General features: G+C 66.2%; 17 protein-coding genes and 1 pseudogene. 6 read left to right on the plus strand and 12 right to left on the minus strand.

Features of this window, described 5'->3' with window-relative positions:
* Positions 1–6: 6 nt before the first annotated feature.
* From R0232_RS09580 to R0232_RS09615, 8 genes are all read right to left on the minus strand, one after another.
* A complete protein-coding gene (locus R0232_RS09580; RefSeq protein WP_431511948.1) occupies positions 7–972 on the minus strand; it encodes a LysR substrate-binding domain-containing protein in 966 nt (321 codons plus the stop codon).
* Between the two features lie 174 nt (positions 973–1146).
* Positions 1147–2457, minus strand: a complete 1311-nt coding sequence (gltA, locus tag R0232_RS09585) for a citrate synthase (RefSeq protein WP_093348745.1) — start codon at positions 2455–2457, stop codon at positions 1147–1149.
* A 12-nt stretch (positions 2458–2469) separates the two neighbouring features.
* Positions 2470–2847: a succinate dehydrogenase assembly factor 2 gene (locus R0232_RS09590; RefSeq protein ID WP_208513664.1), complete on the minus strand. Its 378-nt coding sequence runs from the start codon at positions 2845–2847 to the stop codon at positions 2470–2472.
* 6 nt (positions 2848–2853) lie between these two features.
* On the minus strand, positions 2854–3555 hold the full coding sequence (locus R0232_RS09595) for a succinate dehydrogenase iron-sulfur subunit (RefSeq protein WP_093348750.1): 702 nt from the start codon (positions 3553–3555) through the stop codon (positions 2854–2856).
* 48 nt (positions 3556–3603) lie between these two features.
* Positions 3604–5412, minus strand: coding sequence for a succinate dehydrogenase flavoprotein subunit (gene sdhA, locus R0232_RS09600; protein ID WP_093348754.1), 1809 nt, complete (start codon positions 5410–5412; stop codon positions 3604–3606).
* Between the two features lie 16 nt (positions 5413–5428).
* Positions 5429–5794, minus strand: a complete 366-nt coding sequence (gene sdhD / locus R0232_RS09605; protein WP_093348757.1) for a succinate dehydrogenase, hydrophobic membrane anchor protein — start codon at positions 5792–5794, stop codon at positions 5429–5431.
* 13 nt (positions 5795–5807) lie between these two features.
* Positions 5808–6254 (minus strand): succinate dehydrogenase, cytochrome b556 subunit, encoded by a 447-nt coding sequence (gene sdhC / locus R0232_RS09610; RefSeq protein ID WP_057595822.1) that lies wholly within the window; start codon positions 6252–6254, stop codon positions 5808–5810.
* Positions 6255–6482: 228 nt separating this feature from the next.
* Positions 6483–7244 (minus strand): GntR family transcriptional regulator, encoded by a 762-nt coding sequence (locus R0232_RS09615; RefSeq protein WP_093348760.1) that lies wholly within the window; start codon positions 7242–7244, stop codon positions 6483–6485.
* Positions 7245–7452: 208 nt separating this feature from the next.
* Between R0232_RS09615 and R0232_RS09620 the strand changes: the two genes are divergently transcribed.
* The 5 genes from R0232_RS09620 to R0232_RS09640 all read left to right on the plus strand — a co-directional run bounded on the left by R0232_RS09620 (position 7453) and on the right by R0232_RS09640 (position 13548).
* Entirely contained in the window at positions 7453–8439 is a 987-nt protein-coding gene (locus R0232_RS09620) for a malate dehydrogenase (RefSeq protein WP_057595824.1), read from the plus strand.
* A gap of 13 nt (positions 8440–8452) precedes the next feature.
* Positions 8453–9235: a trans-aconitate 2-methyltransferase gene (gene tam / locus R0232_RS09625; protein ID WP_431511949.1), complete on the plus strand. Its 783-nt coding sequence runs from the start codon at positions 8453–8455 to the stop codon at positions 9233–9235.
* Positions 9236–9240: 5 nt separating this feature from the next.
* Positions 9241–10245: an HpcH/HpaI aldolase/citrate lyase family protein gene (locus tag R0232_RS09630; RefSeq protein ID WP_431511950.1), complete on the plus strand. Its 1005-nt coding sequence runs from the start codon at positions 9241–9243 to the stop codon at positions 10243–10245.
* Between the two features lie 32 nt (positions 10246–10277).
* Entirely contained in the window at positions 10278–10850 is a 573-nt protein-coding gene (locus R0232_RS09635) for a hypothetical protein (RefSeq protein ID WP_431511951.1), read from the plus strand.
* 112 nt (positions 10851–10962) lie between these two features.
* On the plus strand, positions 10963–13548 hold the full coding sequence (locus tag R0232_RS09640) for a bifunctional aconitate hydratase 2/2-methylisocitrate dehydratase (protein WP_093348770.1): 2586 nt from the start codon (positions 10963–10965) through the stop codon (positions 13546–13548).
* A 90-nt stretch (positions 13549–13638) separates the two neighbouring features.
* On the opposite strand, the gene R0232_RS09645 is transcribed toward R0232_RS09640, so the two are convergent.
* Both R0232_RS09645 and R0232_RS09650 read right to left on the minus strand, forming a co-directional pair.
* Positions 13639–14502, minus strand: coding sequence for a hypothetical protein (locus R0232_RS09645; protein WP_431511952.1), 864 nt, complete (start codon positions 14500–14502; stop codon positions 13639–13641).
* Positions 14503–14513: 11 nt separating this feature from the next.
* Entirely contained in the window at positions 14514–15650 is a 1137-nt protein-coding gene (locus tag R0232_RS09650; protein WP_431511953.1) for a DUF2827 domain-containing protein, read from the minus strand.
* Positions 15651–16163: 513 nt separating this feature from the next.
* Between R0232_RS09650 and R0232_RS09655 the strand changes: the two are divergent.
* Positions 16164–16247 (plus strand): annotated as a pseudogene (locus R0232_RS09655) (ESPR domain-containing protein); the annotation flags it as partial.
* Between the two features lie 149 nt (positions 16248–16396).
* Here R0232_RS09655 and R0232_RS09660 read toward each other — a convergent pair.
* Both R0232_RS09660 and R0232_RS09665 read right to left on the minus strand, forming a co-directional pair.
* Positions 16397–16897, minus strand: a complete 501-nt coding sequence (locus R0232_RS09660; protein ID WP_431511954.1) for a hypothetical protein — start codon at positions 16895–16897, stop codon at positions 16397–16399.
* Between the two features lie 27 nt (positions 16898–16924).
* Positions 16925–17401: a hypothetical protein gene (locus R0232_RS09665; RefSeq protein WP_431511955.1), complete on the minus strand. Its 477-nt coding sequence runs from the start codon at positions 17399–17401 to the stop codon at positions 16925–16927.
* Positions 17402–17503 lie beyond the last annotated feature (102 nt).

Genomic DNA, 17503 nt, shown 5'->3' on the forward strand with positions numbered 1-17503 from the left:
TGTGTTTCAGGCCGCGAGCCGGTCGGCGCCGGCTTCGGCCTCGGCCTCGGTGGAGGAGGCCGCGTGCAGGTGGTTCACCAGCGTGCGGGCCGCCACCGGCAGCGTGGAGAAATCGCGCGCCACCAGCCGGATCTCGCGCGCGGCCCAGGCGTCGGACAGCGCCACGCTGACCAGCCCGCGGCCGATGCCGTCCTGCATCAGTTCGAAGGCGCGCTGCGGCATCACGCCGATGCCCAGGCCGTTCTGGATCATCCGGCACATCGCATCGAGGCCGGTGACGTGGATGCGCAGCTTGACGCTGCGGCCCGCGAGCAGCGCGGCCTCGTGCATCGCCACGTAGATCGAGCTGTTGGTGTGCAGGCCGACGTGGTCGTAGTCGAGTGCGGCGATGAAGTCGATCGCACCCTGGTCGGCCAGCGCGTGGCCCGCGGGCACGATCAGCGCGAGGCGGTCGTGCCGGTAGGGCAGGCTCTGCAGCTCGCCCGCGCCGCCGGCCACGTGGCACACGCCGAGGTCGGCCGCGCCTTCCTGCACCGCGCGGATCACCTCGGTGCTCAGGTGCTCCTCGAGGTCGATCTTGATCGCCTCGTGGGCGCGCGTGAACACGCCCAGGTCTTCCGGCAGGAACTGCACGATGGCCGAGATGTTGGCGTGCACCCGCACGTGGCCGCGCACGCCGTCGGCGTACTCGCTGAGCTCGCCCTGCATCTTCTCGAGGCTGTAGAGCACCGAGCGGGCGTGGTGCAGCAGGCTCTCGCCGGCCGGCGTCAGGTCGACGCCGCGCGCATGGCGGTAGAGCAGGGTGGTGCCGAGCGTGGCCTCGAGGTCCGACAGGCGCTTGCTGATGGCCGAGGCGGCGATGAATTCGCGCTCCGCGGCGCGGCCGATGCTGCCCAGCTCGCACACGGCCACGAACAGCTGCAGCGACGTGAGGTCGATGCGGCGGGCAAAGTTGCGTTCGGACGTGCTCATGGGGGTTTGGGCATCGCATCTGGCGATGAGTCGGCTATTTTCTTCCTGTTTTCATGCTGCTGCCATCGTGATATGAGATGGCCTTGCTGCCCGGGCGCGAGGAGGGCCATGCCGAACGGGCAATAAAAAAGCTGCCCGGAGGCAGCTTTTGCAGGGAGCGGTCCAAAGAACCGATCAGCGGGCCGAGATCGGCTTCACGTCACGCTTGGGCGAGCCTTCGAACAGCTGGCGCGGGCGGCCGATCTTGTACTCGGGGTCGCCGATCATTTCGTTGAGCTGGGCGATCCAGCCGACGGTGCGGGCCAGCGCGAAGATCGCGGTGAACAGCGGCACCGGGATGCCGATGGCGCGCTGCACGATGCCCGAGTAGAAGTCGACGTTCGGGTAGAGCTTGCGCGACACGAAGTACTCGTCTTCGAGCGCGATCTTTTCCAGTTCCTTGGCGAGCTTGAACAGCGGGTCGTTTTCCAGGCCCAGCTCGGTCAGCACTTCGTTGCAGGTTTCCTGCATCAGCTTGGCGCGCGGGTCGTAGTTCTTGTACACGCGGTGGCCGAAGCCCATCAGCTTGACGTTCGAGTTCTTGTCCTTGACCTTCTTGATGAACTCGCCGATCTTCTCCACGCCACCTTCCTTCTGGATGTCGTAGAGCATGTTGAGCGCCGCTTCGTTGGCGCCGCCGTGGGCCGGGCCCCAGAGGCAGGCCACGCCGGCCGCGATGGCCGCGAAGGGGTTGGTGCCCGACGAGCCGCACAGGCGCACGGTCGAGGTCGAGGCGTTCTGCTCGTGGTCGGCGTGCAGGATGAAGATGCGGTCGAGCGCGCGCTCGAGCACCGGGTTCACCTTGTACTCCTCGCAGGGCGTGGCGAACATCATGTGCAGGAAGTTGCCCGCATAGCTGAGTTCGTTCTTCGGGTACATGTACGGCTGGCCGATCGTGTACTTGTAGGCCATGGCCACGAGCGTGGGCATCTTCGCGATCAGGCGGATCGCGGCGATCTCGCGGTGCTCGGGATTGTTGATGTCCGTGCTGTCGTGATAGAAGGCCGACAGCGCGCCCACCAGGCCGGTCATGATGGCCATCGGGTGCGCATCGCGGCGGAAGCCGCGCAGGAAGAACTGCATCTGCTCGTTGACCATCGTGTGGTTGGTCACGAGCTTGGTGAAGTTGGCCTTCTTGGCCGTATCCGGCAGTTCACCGTACAGCAGCAGGTGGCAGGTCTCGAGGAAGTCGCAGTTGGTCGCGAGCTGTTCGATGGGATAGCCGCGATACAGCAGTTCGCCCTTGTCGCCGTCGATGTAGGTGATGGCCGATTGGCAGGCCGCGGTGGACATGAAACCCGGGTCGTAGGTGAACATGCCGGTCTGCGCGTACAGCTTGCGGATGTCGATCACGTCGGGACCGACGGTGCCCTTGTAGATCGGCAGTTCGACCTTGTCGGCGCCGTTGCTGAACGATAGCGTGGCCTTGGTATCGGAGGCTTTCATTTCGGGTTTCTTTCAGAGGATTGTTCGAGAGGGCGAGGAGGGAGAGGTCGTGGAGGTTGCAGGCCGCTGCGCACCGTCGGCGCGCATCAGCTGCAGAAGCTCGACCACCTCGGCCCCGGCCCATGCGGGCTCGGGCTCCTTTCTACGAAGGAGAAGATCGAGCAAATCGTTGTCCGAGAGGTCCATCAGAACTTCCATCGCGCCGGCCTGGCCGACGGTGATGCGAGATTCGTGCCGCTCGAAGAAGCGGGCGATGAACAGATCGTTTTCGAGCAGGCCGCGCCGGCAGCGCCACTTGAGCTTGCTGAGCGCTCGTTCTCCGAGCGGCTCGGCCGCCGCGCTTCCCGCAGGAGGCGCCGAGGGCGATGGGGTGCCGGGCAAAGCAGCCATGTCGGGTCAGATGGCGCGACGCACCATCAGTTCCTTGATCTTGCCGATGGCCATGGTCGGGTTCAGGCTCTTCGGGCACACGTCGACGCAGTTCATGATCGTGTGGCAGCGGAACAGGCGGTACGGGTCCTCGAGGTTGTCGAGGCGCTCGGCGGTGGCTTCGTCGCGGCTGTCGGCGATGAAGCGGTAGGCCTGCAGCAGGCCGGCCGGGCCCACGAACTTGTCGGGGTTCCACCAGAAGCTCGGGCAGCTCGTCGAGCAGCTCGCGCACAGGATGCACTCGTACAGGCCGTTGAGCTCCTCGCGCTCTTCCGGCGACTGCAGGCGTTCCTTCTCGGGCGGCACGGTGTCGTTCTGCAGGTACGGCTTGATCGAGTTGTACTGCTTGAAGAACTGGGTCATGTCGACGATCAGGTCGCGGATCACCGGCAGGCCGGGCAGCGGCTTGAGCACCACGGTGCCCTTGAGCGTGTTCATGTTGGTCAGGCAGGCCAGACCGTTCTTGCCGTTGATGTTCATCGCATCGGAACCGCAGACGCCTTCGCGGCACGAGCGGCGGAACGACAGCGTCGGATCCTGCGCCTTGAGCTTCATCAGGGCGTCGAGCAGCATGCGCTCGTGGCCGTCGAGTTCGATCTCGACGGTCTGCATGTAGGGCTTCGCGTCCTTGTCCGGGTCGTAGCGGTAGATCTGGAATGTGCGCTTCATCGTTGTGACCTTGTGAATGCTTTTACGTGGCTGATCATTAGCTGGCGCTTAGAAGGTACGAACCTTCGGCGGCACCGAGGCGACCGTGAGCGGCTGCAGCTTGACGGGCTTGTAGGAGAGGCGGTTGTCGGCGCTGTACCAGAGCGTGTGCTTCATCCAGTTGGCATCGTCGCGGCCCAGCGGCGCGACCGGATCGTCGGCCGGGCGCTCGTAGTCCTCGACGGTGTGGGCACCGCGGCATTCCTTGCGGGCCGCGGCCGAGACCATGGTGGCCTGCGCCACTTCGATCAGGTTGTCGACCTCCAGCGCCTCGATGCGCGCGGTGTTGAACACCTTGGACTTGTCCTTCAGGCCGATGGCCTTCACGCGCTCGCGCACTTCGGCGATCTTGACCACGCCTTCGTCCATCGAGGCCTGCTTGCGGAACACCGCGGCGTGCTGCTGCATGGTGACGCGGATCTGGTTGGCCACGTCCTGCGCGTACTCGCCGCCGGTGGAGTTCTGCAGTTCGTTGAGGCGCTCGAGCGTGCGGTCGGCGGCGTTGGCCGGCAGCGGCTTGTGTTCCTTGAGCTTGTCGTTGAACTCGACGATGTGGTTGCCGGCCGCGCGGCCGAACACCAAGAGGTCGAGCAGCGAGTTGGTGCCCAGGCGGTTGGCGCCGTGCACGCTCACGCACGAGCATTCGCCCACGGCGTAGAGGCCGTTGACGACGGCGCTGTTGTCCTCGCCCTTCTGGATCACGACCTGGCCGTTGATGTTGGTCGGGATGCCGCCCATCTGGTAGTGGATGGTGGGCACCACGGGGATCGGTTCCTTGGTGATGTCGACGTTGGCGAAGTTGATGCCGATCTCGTACACCGAAGGCAGGCGCTTGTGGATGGTCTCGGCACCGAGGTGGTCGAGCTTCAGCAGCACGTAGTCCTTGTTGGGACCGCAGCCGCGGCCTTCCTTGATTTCCTGGTCCATCGAGCGCGAGACGAAGTCGCGCGGTGCCAGGTCCTTCAGCGTGGGCGCATAGCGCTCCATGAAGCGTTCGCCGTTGCTGTTGAGCAGGATCGCGCCTTCGCCGCGGCAGCCTTCGGTCAGCAGCACGCCCGCGCCGGCCACGCCGGTCGGGTGGAACTGCCAGAACTCCATGTCCTGCAGCGGGATGCCCGAGCGCGCGGCCATGCCGAGGCCGTCGCCGGTGTTGATGAAGGCGTTGGTCGAGGCCTGGAAGATGCGGCCCGCGCCGCCGGTGGCCAGCAGCACGGTCTTGGCCTGCAGGATGTGCAGGTCGCCGGTTTCCATCTCGAGCGCGGTCACGCCGACCACGTCGCCTTCGTCGTCGCGGATCAGGTCGAGCGCCATCCATTCGACGAAGAACTGGGTGCGCGCTTCCACGTTCTTCTGGTAGAGCGTGTGCAGCATCGCGTGGCCGGTACGGTCGGCCGCGGCGCAGGCGCGCTGCACGGGCTTCTCGCCGTAGTTGGCCGTGTGGCCGCCGAACGGACGCTGGTAGATCGTGCCGTCGGGGTTGCGGTCGAAGGGCATGCCGAAGTGCTCGAGCTCGTACACGACCTTCGGTGCTTCGCGGCACATGAACTCGATCGCGTCCTGGTCGCCGAGCCAGTCGGAACCCTTGATCGTGTCGTAGAAGTGGTAGTGCCAGTTGTCCTCGCTCATGTTGCCGAGCGAGGCGCCCACGCCGCCTTGCGCGGCGACCGTGTGCGAACGGGTGGGGAACACCTTGGAGAGCACGGCCACGTTGAGGCCCGCACGCGCCAGTTGCAGCGAGGCGCGCATGCCGGAACCGCCGGCACCGACGATCACGACGTCGAACTTGCGCTTGGTGATTTGTTCTTTTGTGTAGGTCATGGTGGGGATGGGGTCGTCAGATTTTCCAAAGCACTTGAATGGCCCAACCCGCACAACCGACCAGCCAGACGATGGTGAAGATCTGGAGCACGAGGCGGATCGCGACGGGCTGGATGTAGTCCATCCAGATGTCGCGCATGCCGACCCACACGTGATAGAGCAGGGACACGATGACGCAGAAGGTCAGGACCTTCATCCACTGCGCGGCGAAGATGCCGGCCCACAGGTCGTAGCCGATCGGGCCGCGCGTGAAGATCAGCTGCGCCAGCAGGATGATCGTGAAGAGCGCCATCAGGGCGCCCGTGACGCGCTGGCTGAGCCAGTCGCGCATGCCGTAATGCGCGCCGACGACGATGCGCTTGGAGCCGTAGTTCACAGACATTTGAGGCTCCTTCTCAGTACAGGCCGAACAGCTTGGCGCCGAGCACGATGGTCAGCAGGACGCTCGCGGCCAGCGTGAAGATGGCCGAGCTCTTGCCGAACTCCTTGGTCACGGCCTTGTGGCTCACGTCCATCCAGAGGTGGCGCACGCCGGCGATGAAGTGGTGCAGGTAGGCCCAGATCAGCGCGAGCACGACGAGCTTGAAAAACCAGCCCGGAACGAAACCAAGGCCGCTGTTGAAGGCGGCCTTGAACTTGGCGAACGAATAGTCGGACGAGAGCGAGGTGTCGAACATCCAGATGATGAACGGCAGCAGCAGGAACATCAGCGCGCCGCTGACGCGGTGCAGGATCGACACGATGCCGGCGGGCGGCAGGCGGTAGGTCGTGAGATCGGTGAAGGCGTTGATGTTGCGGAATTCGCGACGCCGTGGTGTGGAGGAGGATGCAAGCTCTGTCATGGAGGGGCTTTCGTGGCTTGTTGATTGACTTGTTCTGAGAGCGAACGCTTTTGTTTTCTCTTCGGGAAATGCAAACAACGCAAAATTCTATTGCAATGCACCATCGCGCATCGGTCGCGCTCGCGTCGACGCACCGCGGCAGTCGGATGCTCTTGACTTCATAGCGTCTTGCGCGCGCCGCGCGGCGGCTCGAAGCGTATTCGTTACGTGGTCCATCGTGAGGCGCATTCAGCCGAGCTGGTTGCGATAGTGGTGCGTGTCGGTGCGATAGAGGCCGCGGCGCAGTTCCATCGGCATGTCGTGGTAGGTGTGGGCCACGCGTTCGACGCTCAGCAGCGGCATCTGCGGCGTGACGTCGAGCAATTGCGCCTGCTCGGGGTCGGGCAGCACCGCGCGGATCTTCTCCTCGGCGCGCACCATGCGCACGCCGAACTCGGTTTCGAACAGCGCGTACATCGGGCCCGGCCAGGCGCGCAGCCGCTCGGCCGTGAGGCCCTTGAACGGCGTGCCCGGCAGCCAGAGGTCCTCGAGGATGGTCGGCACGCCGCCATAGGCGAGCACGCGCCGCACCTGCAGCACGGCATCGCCGGTGCGCAGGCCCAGCGCGCGCGCCACGTCGGCCGAGGCGCGCAGGCGCTTGCAGTCGACGATGGTGCGCTCGGCCGGGCCTTCGGCGCTCGGCAGGCCGCCATCGGGCACCAGCTTCAGGAAGCGGTACTGCACATGCTGCTCGGCATGCGTCGCGACGAAGGTGCCCTTGCCCTGGCGCCGCACCACGAGGTTCTCGGCCGCGAGTTCGTCGATCGCCTTGCGTACCGTGCCCTGGCTGACGCGAAAACGCACGGCCAGGTCCATCTCGCTGGGGATCGGCTCGCCCGGCTTCCACTCGCCCGCCTGCAGGCTCTGCAGGATCAGGGTCTTGATCTGCTGGTAGAGCGGGCTGAACGAGGGCGTCGTGGGCTCGTCGAGGGTGGTGGTGGGGCTGTTCATGGCAGGGCGTGGGTAAGCGCCGTGGCGGAACCCGGAGGATATCTTATATAAGACATAAGACGGGCCTCATCGAATCGGCTTAAAATGCCGGCCGTTCCCGCGCCGCGGCCGTCCGGCCCTTTTCGGACCTCCCGACCGCCCCGCGAGACTTCCGCCGCCGCGTTTCGCGCGTGCGCCGACACCGTCACATCACTTCTGGAGTCTTCCCATGAGCAAAAAGCCCGTCCGCGTTGCCGTCACCGGTGCCGCCGGTCAAATCGGTTATGCCCTGTTGTTCCGTATCGCGTCCGGCGAAATGCTCGGCAAGGACCAGCCGGTCATCCTGCAATTGCTCGAAATTCCCGACGAGAAGGCCCAGAAGGCGCTCAAGGGCGTGATCATGGAGCTCGAGGACTGCGCCTTCCCGCTGCTGGCCGGCGTGATCCCCAGCGGCGACCCGCTGGTGGCCTTCAAGGACGCCGACTACGCGCTGCTCGTGGGCGCCCGTCCCCGCGGCCCCGGCATGGAGCGCGCCGACCTGCTGGCCGCCAACGCGCAGATCTTCACGGCCCAGGGCAAGGCGCTCAACGCCGTCGCCAGCCGCGACGTCAAGGTGCTGGTGGTCGGCAACCCCGCCAACACCAACGCCTACATCGCCATGAAGAGCGCGCCGGACCTGCCGCGCAAGAACTTCACCGCCATGCTGCGCCTGGACCACAACCGCGCCGCCAGCCAGATCGCCGCCAAGACCGGCACCGCCGTGGGCGACATCGAGAAGCTCACCGTCTGGGGCAACCACTCGCCCACGATGTACGCCGACTACCGCTTCGCCACCGTCGGCGGCAAGAGCGTCAAGGACCTGATCAACGACCAGGTCTGGAATGCCGACACCTTCCTGCCGACCGTCGGCAAGCGCGGCGCCGCGATCATCGAAGCGCGCGGCCTGTCGTCGGCTGCCTCGGCCGCCAACGCCGCCATCGACCACATGCGCGACTGGGCCCTGGGCTCGAACGGCAAGTGGGTCACGATGGGCATCCCGTCGGACGGCCAGTACGGCATTCCGAAGGACGTGATCTTCGGCTTCCCGGTCACCACCGAAAACGGCGAATACAAGCTGGTCGAAGGCCTGGCCATCGACGAATTCAGCCAGGAACGCATCAACAAGACGCTGAAGGAACTGCAGGACGAGCAGGCCGGCGTCGCCCACCTGCTGTAAGCCAGGCACCGGCATGCTCGACTGGAACCCCGCGCTCTATCGTCGCTACGAGGACGAGCGCACCCGCCCCGCACAGGAACTCCTGGCGCGGGTGCCTCTGGCGGAGGCGGCCCGCGTGGTCGACCTCGGCTGCGGTCCGGGCAACTCCACCGAGCTGCTGGTCCACCGGTTCCCGAAGGCCGAGGCCCTCGGGACCGACAACTCCGAAGCCATGCTGGTCAGCGCGCGCGAGCGCCTGCCCGGCGCGCGCTTCGAGCTGAGCGACATCGCGACCTGGGCGCCTTCCACGGAAGCGGCGCCCGACCTCATCTATGCGAACGCGTCGCTGCAATGGGTGCCCGATCACGAAACGCTGATCCCGCGCCTGTTCGACGCGCTCGCCCCCGGCGGCGTGCTGGCCATCCAGATGCCCGACAACCGCCAGGAACCCACGCACCGCCTGATGCGCGCGCTCGCGGCCGAAGCGCCCTGGGCCGAGCCCATCGGCGATGCCGACCGGCTGCGCACCAAGCTGCTGCCGCTGGGCGGCTACTACGACCTGCTGGCGCCGCGCGCGGCCAACGTCGATGTCTGGCACACGATCTACCAGCACCGTATGGCCGATGCCGCCTCCATCGTCGAATGGGTGCGTGGCACGGGCCTGAAGCCCTTCGTCGATCGGCTGCCGCCCGACCTGCAGGCCAGCTACCTGGCCGAATACGAGCGCCGCGTGAACGAGGCCTACCCGGCGCGCACCGACGGCAAGCGGCTGCTGGCCTTCCCGCGCATGTTCATCGTGGCGCAGAAGAAGGCGTGACCATCGTGAGCGAACGCGCCCCCGCCCATCCCGCTGCCGTGCTGCTCGGCGCGCAGGCCGGCGCCGTCAGCCTGCCGGTGTGCGACCACTACAGCGGCGTCGAGGCGCGCATGAAGAAGAGCCTCGCGCTCCAGGCCGAGATGGCCGAGGAGTTCGGCGCCTGCGTGTTCGACGTCACCCTCGACTGCGAGGACGGCGCCCCGGTGGGCGGCGAGGCCGAGCATGCGGCGCTGGTCACCGAGCTGGCGCTGGCCGCCAGGCCCGGCATGCGCGTCGGCGTGCGCGTGCACCCGGTCGACCACCCGGCCTTCGCGGGCGACGTGGTCACCATCGCGGGCCGTGCCGGCCAGCGGCTCAGTCACCTGATGGTGCCGAAGGTCGAATCGGTGGCCGACGTCGAGCAGGCCGTGGCCGCGCTCGACGCCGCCGATGCCGAAACGCTGCCGCTGCACGTGCTGATCGAATCGCCTTTTGCCGTGCACAACGCCTTCGACATCGCGGCCCATCCGCGCGTGCAGTCGCTGAGCTTCGGCCTGATGGACTTCGTCTCGGCCCACGCCGGCGCCATCCCCGCCGAGGGCATGGGCGCCGCGGGCCAGTTCACGCATCCGCTGGTGGTGCGCGCCAAGCTGGCGATCGCCTCGGCCGCGCATGCGCACGGCAAGGTGCCCTCGCACTGCGTGGTGACCGAGTTCAACGACATGGACGCCATGCGCACCGCGGCCCGCAAGGCGGCCCGCGAATTCGGCTACACGCGCATGTGGAGCATCCATCCGAACCAGATCCGGCCGATCCTCGAGGCCTTCGCGCCCGACGAGGCGCAGATTCAAATTGCCACAAATATCCTGCTCAAGGCAGCGGCCGCGGATTGGGCGCCGACACAAATTGATGGCACATTGCACGACCGCGCGAGCTACCGCCATTTCTGGCAGGTGCTGACGCGTGCCCACGCAACAGGGCGCGCGCTGCCGCCAGAGGCCAAGGCCTGGCTGACGCCCGCGGTCTCCTGAAACCTCCGAACCAGCCTCAAGGAAACCCTCACATGAAGAAAATCGCCCTGATCGCCGCAGTGGCCCTGGCTCTGCCGTTCGGTGCCCTGGCGCAGAGCAGCACGCCCGCCAAGCCGGCCGCTGCCAAGCCCGCCGCCAAGTCCACCGAAGCCAAGAAGGCCCCGCCCAAGCGCCAGGTCACCCGCAAGGCCGCCAAGGCCGTCGAGGAAGTCACGCCGATCAGCGATGACACCAACGTCGTGCTCACCGAGTCCGACCTCGAGGTCGCCAAGCGCGTGTCGACCGGCAAGGCCCAGTGCGAACTCGGCGCCGACGTGACCGTGACCGAGGACGAGAAGAAGCCCGGCTTCTTCACCGTGACCACCAAGGGCCTGCGCTATCGCATGCACCCGGTCGAAAGCCGCACCGGCGCCATCCGCCTCGAAGACCCCCGCGCTGGCGCCATGTGGCTGCAGCTGGGCAACAAGTCGATGCTGATGAACCAGAAGGCCGGCCTGCGCATCGCCGACGAATGCCAGACGCCGGCCCAGGTGGCCTTTGCCGAAGAAATGAAGAAGAACCCGCCGAAGAGCCTTTTCGAAGGCGCTGACGGCGACAAGAAGTAAGTCGACCCCACGAGGGGCGGCGCGGCTCTTGCTTGCCGACCGGCGAAAGCCGGACGGCGGGTCGAACACCGCGCCGCATGCCCTCCAGCCCCAAGTTTCCGGAGAAAAGAAGATGTTGCAAGCCTACGTTGACCATGTCGCCGAACGCGCCGCGCTCGGTATCCCGCCGCTGCCCCTGAGCGCGAAGCAGACCTCTGAAGCGATCGAGCTCCTCAAGAGCGCGAACGACAAGGACGGTGCCTTCCTGCTCGACCTGCTGACCCACCGCGTGCCCGCGGGCGTGGACGACGCCGCCAAGGTCAAGGCCAGCTATCTCGCGGCCGTGGCGCATGGCACCGAGAAGAGCGCGTTCATCACGCGCGCCCGTGCCACCGAACTGCTCGGCACGATGCTCGGCGGCTACAACATCAGCCCCATGATCGACCTGCTGGACGACGCCGAAGTCGGCGCCGTCGCGGCCGAGGGCCTCAAGAAGACGCTGCTGATGTTCGACCAGTTCCACGACGTCAAGGAAAAGGCCGACAAGGGCAATGCCAACGCCAAGGGCGTGCTGCAGAGCTGGGCCGATGCCGAGTGGTTCACCAGCCGCCCCGAAGTGCCGCAGAGCATCACCGTCAGCATCTTCAAGGTGGCCGGCGAAATCAACACCGACGACCTGTCGCCCGCACCCGACGCGACCACGCGTCCCGACATCCCGATGCACGCCCTGGCGATGCACAAGAACGCGCGCCCCGGCATCGTTCCCGAGGAAGACGGCAAGCGCGGCCCGGTGAAGTTCATCGAGGACCTGCGCGCGCGCGGCCACCTCGTGGCCTATGCCGGCGACGTGGTCGGCACGGGTTCGTCGCGCAAGAGCGCCACCAACTCGGTGCTGTGGTTCACCGGCGAAGACATCCCGTTCGTGCCCAACAAGCGCTTCGGCGGCGTCTGCCTCGGCGGCAAGATCGCGCCGATCTTCTACAACACGATGGAAGACTCGGGCGCGCTGCCGATCGAGCTCGACGTGACGCAGATGAACATGGGCGACGTGGTCGAGCTGCGTCCCTACGAAGGCAAGGCCCTGAAGGACGGCCAGGTCATCGCCGAATTCACCGTGAAGAGCGACGTGCTGTTCGACGAAGTGCGCGCCGGCGGCCGCATTCCGCTGATCATCGGCCGCGGCCTCACGGCCAAGGCGCGCGAAGCGCTGGGCCTGCCGGTCTCCACGCTGTTCCGCCTGCCGCAAAGCCCGGTCGACACCAAGAAGGGCTTCTCGCTGGCGCAGAAGATGGTCGGCCGCGCCTGCGGCCTGCCCGAAGGTCAGGGCGTGCGCCCGGGCACGTACTGCGAACCCAAGATGACCTCGGTCGGCTCGCAGGACACCACCGGCCCGATGACGCGCGACGAGCTCAAGGACCTGGCCTGCCTGGGCTTCTCGGCCGACCTCGTGATGCAGTCGTTCTGCCACACGGCGGCCTACCCGAAGAAGGTCGACGTCAAGATGCACCATGAACTCCCCGAGTTCATGGCCAACCGCGGCGGCGTTTCGCTGCGCCCGGGCGACGGCGTGATCCACAGCTGGCTCAACCGCCTGCTGACGCCCGACACCGTGGGCACCGGCGGCGACAGCCACACGCGCTTCCCGATCGGCATCAGCTTCCCCGCGGGCTCGGGCCTCGTGGCCTTCGCGGCCGCCACCGGCGTGATGCCGCTGGACATGCCCGAGTCGGTGCTGGTGCGCTTCAAGGGCAAGATGCAGCCCGGCGTCACGCTGCGCGACCTGGTCAACGCGATCCCGCTGTACGCCATCAAGAGCGGCCTGCTGACGGTCGAGAAGAAGGGCAAGAAGAACATCTTCTCGGGCCGCATCCTCGAGATCGAGGGCCTGCCCGACCTCAAGGTCGAACAAGCCTTCGAACTGAGCGACGCCTCGGCCGAACGCTCGGCCGCCGGCTGCACGGTGCACCTGAACAAGGAACCGATCATCGAATACATCAACAGCAACATCACGCTGATGAAGTGGATGATCGCCGAGGGCTATGCCGACGCGCGCACGCTGCAGCGCCGCATCGCCGCGCAGGAAGCCTGGCTCAAGGACCCGCAACTGCTCAAGGGCGACGACGACGCCGACTATGCGGCCGTGATCGAGATCGACCTGGCCGAGATCCACGAGCCCATCGTGGCCTGCCCGAACGACCCCGACGACGTGAAGACGCTGAGCGACGTGGCGGGTGCCGTGATCGACGAAGTGTTCATCGGCTCGTGCATGACCAACATCGGCCACTTCCGCGCCGCGTCGAAGCTGCTCGAAGGCAAGCGCGACATCCCGGTCAAGCTGTGGATCGCGCCGCCGACCAAGATGGACGCGCAGCAGCTGACCGAGGAAGGCCACTACGGCGTGTTCGGCAATGCCGGTGCCCGCACCGAGATGCCGGGCTGCTCGCTGTGCATGGGCAACCAGGCGCAGGTGCGCGAAGGCGCCACGGTCATGTCGACCAGCACGCGCAACTTCCCGAACCGCCTGGGCAAGAACACCAACGTGTACCTGGGCTCGGCCGAACTGGCCGCCATCTGCTCGCGCCTCGGCCGCATCCCGACCCGGGAAGAGTACATGGCCAGCACCGGCGTGCTCGATGCGTCCAGCGCGCAGATCTACCAGTACCTGAACTTCGACAAGATCGAGGACTACAAGAACGTGGCCGATTCGGTCACGGCCTGAGCCTGAAGACAGGCCGGACGGTCTTCGGGCCGGCCCGGCCCGCGTCGACGAAGCCCCGCATCCGCGGGGCTTTTTTCATGGTGTCGGCGCTCAGAGCGTCGGCGGGTGGTTCGGATGCAGGTACTGCGTGCCCGTCAGTTCCATGGACACCCCCGCGGGGCCGCCCACCGCATGCGGCAGCGAGGTCAGCAGCGAGGTCGCGAAGTCGCCGCGGTAGAGCTTGGCGCCCTGGTGCGTGAGGTTGGAGTTGGCATCGATGTGGATCGATTCGCCCAGGCCCGACCAGAGGCGGCAGAAGCCGTAGTCCTCCGAGAGATAGCGGCGCGTCACGGGGTCGACCATCACGTCGAAGAAGCGGTAGTGAAGGCCGCGGTCGGCCTCGCCGATGCTGTCGGGCACGTAGTTGAGCTCGGGGTAGCTCGCCATCAGCCGCTCGAACACGCCGCGCTTGATTGCCATGAAGCCCGTGGGCGCCTCGGTCATCTTCATGAAGCCGTCGGGCTGCACCTCGAGCTCGACCTTGCCGCTGGCCTCGGAGGCGCTCGCATTGACCGTGTAGCGCGTGAAGGTGGCATCGAACTGCGCGCGCGTGGTGCCGGCCGCGACGCCTTCCGGCGGCCAGTCCTCGCGCTTGAGCGGGTAGACGCCGGCCGCGATCTCGTAGTCCGAGAGCAGCAGCCGGAACGCCGCCTGCGGCGAGAAGCCGATGTCCGCGTCGATCCAGAACAGGTGCGTCCATTCGGGGTTGGCGAGGAACTGGGCCACGCAGTTGTTGCGCGCCCGGGTCACGAGGCTTTCGCCCTGGTGGAACAGCACCTGCATCCGCATGCCGGCGCGTTCGGCCTCGATGGCGAAGTTCATCATCGACATCACGTAGTTCTGGAAGAACTTGCCGTCGTGGCTTGGCGTGACGACCACGGGGAAGAAGCGTTGAAGGGCGGAAGGTTCGAGCATGGCGGCTCCGGTTATCGGACGGGGCGCTGCATCAGGCCGAGCAGCAGCGTGTTGTACACCTCGGTGGCGGCCGCGTTGCCGGGCAGGTAGCGGTCGATGAGGCCGCGCTGGCGCTCGCGGTAGGCGAGCGACTGCGCATCGTGCGCGTCGATCGCCTCGAGCACGCGCGCGCTGCCCGCGGCCACGTCGTTGGCTTCGTAGTAGTAGCCGAGGTCCGCGCAGAGGTGGGCGTTGTGCACCAGCGGATAGCCCTGCCAGCAGGTCTCGAGGTAGAAGTAGTTGAGCGGGTTCTCCCACTGGTGCGAGATCACGATGTCGGTGTTCTGCGCCAGGAAGGTCGGCGTGTCGTGCCGGCCCAGGAACACGGCCTTGTGCTCGCGCACCAGGTCGAGCTGGTTCATCAGGGTGATGAATTCCATGTTCTCGCGCGCCATCTTCTCGGCATTGGCCACCTGCAGCAGCGCGATCGCCTCGCGCCGCGCGCGGTAGGCCAGTTCGGCGACCAGGATCGGGTAGAGGCAGAACTTCACCACGTTGATGTTCGGCTCCATCACGCTGAGGCGCCGCGGGCCGACGCGCGGCTGGTAGACACCGTTCTCGGGCAGCCCGCGCGTGCGCTCCTCGAGGAACACCGGGCTCCAGACGAAGGGCACGGCGCGCGCCTCGATCCGGCGCAGCACTTCGAAGTAGGGCTGGCTGATGTGCGCCACCTGCGGAACCATCCAGATGTCGTCGTAGCGCTGGTTGACGAACAGGTTCCGGCCCCACAGCGGCTTGTTGAACAGCATCGACTCCATCGCATGCACGTACTCGAAGCCGCAGCAGTACGACACCAGCCGGGCGCCGCGCTGCTTGAGGTAGTCGGTCTGCAGGTGGTCGATCTGGCCGCCCAGCTCGATCAGCACGTCGACCTGGTCCTTGGCGCCCTCGAAGTTCGTCGTGGGCCAGCGCGCCTGGTCCCAGGGCAGGACCGGCGTGATCGGCGTGGCCGTGGTGTTGACCAGCACCACCGACGCCACGCCGGGGCAGTGCTTGAGCGCCTCGGCCAGGAACACGGCGTTCTGCTTGATGCCGTTGTTCCAGAGGGTTTCGGCTTCGTGGTGAAGACCGATGGTGATGCCGATGCGGAGGGAGTCGTTTGAATTCACTTTTGTTGCCCAATTGTTAATTGGCGTCATCTGCGCTTTATGGCGAGAAATAAATCACGGATGAATAAATGGATCCGTGAACAAGTTCCAGGTCGGCGCGCATCGAGTGTGCTTTCTTACTCACTCGCCCAAGGTGGTGCTTACAAGTGTCAATGTGAATTAATTCCACGTAGTTGAAGAGAAAGTCCTTATGAAACAAGAACTTGCGTCGCATCTGCCGCCCCGTTTCGAGCGCTGGGGGGATTCTATGTTTTCGCGGTGCTTTCACCTTCAGGAGACAATTGTTAATCAATGTGAATGCTAATTTGTGTCCTTTTTTGTGAACTAAATCATCGAAGCTTTTTGAGCAATTTGGTTAGTTGCGTTCTGAATGTAAACAAGTATGTACATTCCACCGCTCTTGTGAACAGCGCGGTGATTGGGATCTCGACGACGAGCGCCAAGCACGACCCTTCACATTTTTCCTGGGACCTACCGCGCGGGTCCTGAGATTCCACACGCAGTTGGCAGTCAATGAACAAGTCATATAGAAGTATCTGGAATGAGTCGCTCGGTGCATGGGTGGCCGCTTCGGAAATCACTTCCGCCCGAGGCAAGCGCAGCAGTTCGGCTGCGGTGATCGCGGGTGCCGTGCTGAGCGTCGCCCTGGCGTCCTTCGGCTTGATGGGGAGCGCGAACGCCTACATCGTCGGACCGCCGAACGGCGCCTGCAACACGGGTGCGAACACCGGTCCCGACGGCAAGGCCTACCCGGCGACGGTAGATCCGGTCGACGGTTCCGGCGTGTACTCGACCGTGGTCGGCGGGTGCTCGGCCAATGGCGGCGGCTTCCTGGGCGTCACGATGTTCGGGTCGTTCACGACGGCGCGCGGCAAGGGCTCCAGCATGTTCGGCATGGGATCGACCGCCGGGCAGTACGCCTCGGCCTTCGGCCTCCAGGCCAATGCCTTCGGCATCGCCAGCATCGCGATGGGCCAGAACGCCCTCGCTGCGAGCAACAACAACATCGCGATCGGCGCGGGCGCGAACGCGGCGGCGGTCAGCGCGGGCACCGCCATCGCGATCGGTGCCAACTCCGTCGCCTCGTCCAACACCACGAGCGGCGATTCGCTGGCCTTCGGCACCGGCGCCAAGGCCACGGCGCAGGACGCGGTGGCGATCGGCGGCCAGGCCAACGCGAGCGGCACCAATGCCCTGGCCATCGGTGGCAACGAAGGTGGCGCCACCGGCACCAATGCGTCGGCCATCGGCGTGGGCGCCAACGCAACCGCCAACTACGCGACGGCGGTGGGTGCCGGCGCGACCGCGAGCGGCACCGGCGCAACGGCCATCGGTGCCAGCGGCACCGCGGCGGCCCGTGCCCTGGGCGCCAACTCGGTCGCGATCGGCGGCCAGGCCGTCGTCGGCAGCGCGGCCGATTCGGGCATCGCCATCGGCCTCAATGCCAATGCGCAGTCGCTCGCCACCATCGCCCTGGGAAGCGGTGCCAGCGTCGGAAGCGGCGCGGATTCGGGCATCGCCATCGGCGCGAATGCGGTGGCGTCCAGCAACATGAAGAACCTGGCGATCGGTGCCGGCGCCAGGGCGAACGGAGGCAGCGCGACGGCCGTCGGCGCCGGCGCCAACGCCGCCTTCGGCAACGACATGGCCTTCGGCACGAATGCGACGGCGCGCGGCGATGCCGTGGGTGCAGGCAATGCGCCTTCGACGGCCTTCGGCAACAACGCCAATGCCTGGGGCGGCAGTTCCACGGCCTTCGGCGTGTTCGCGCAGGCCTGGGGCAAGAACTCCGTGGCGTTCGGCTATTCCTCGAATGCCGCCGCCGAGAATGCCCTGGCGGTCGGCACGGTGGC

Source organism: Variovorax sp. DAIF25, assembly GCF_050711835.1.
GTDB lineage: Bacteria > Pseudomonadota > Gammaproteobacteria > Burkholderiales > Burkholderiaceae_C > Variovorax.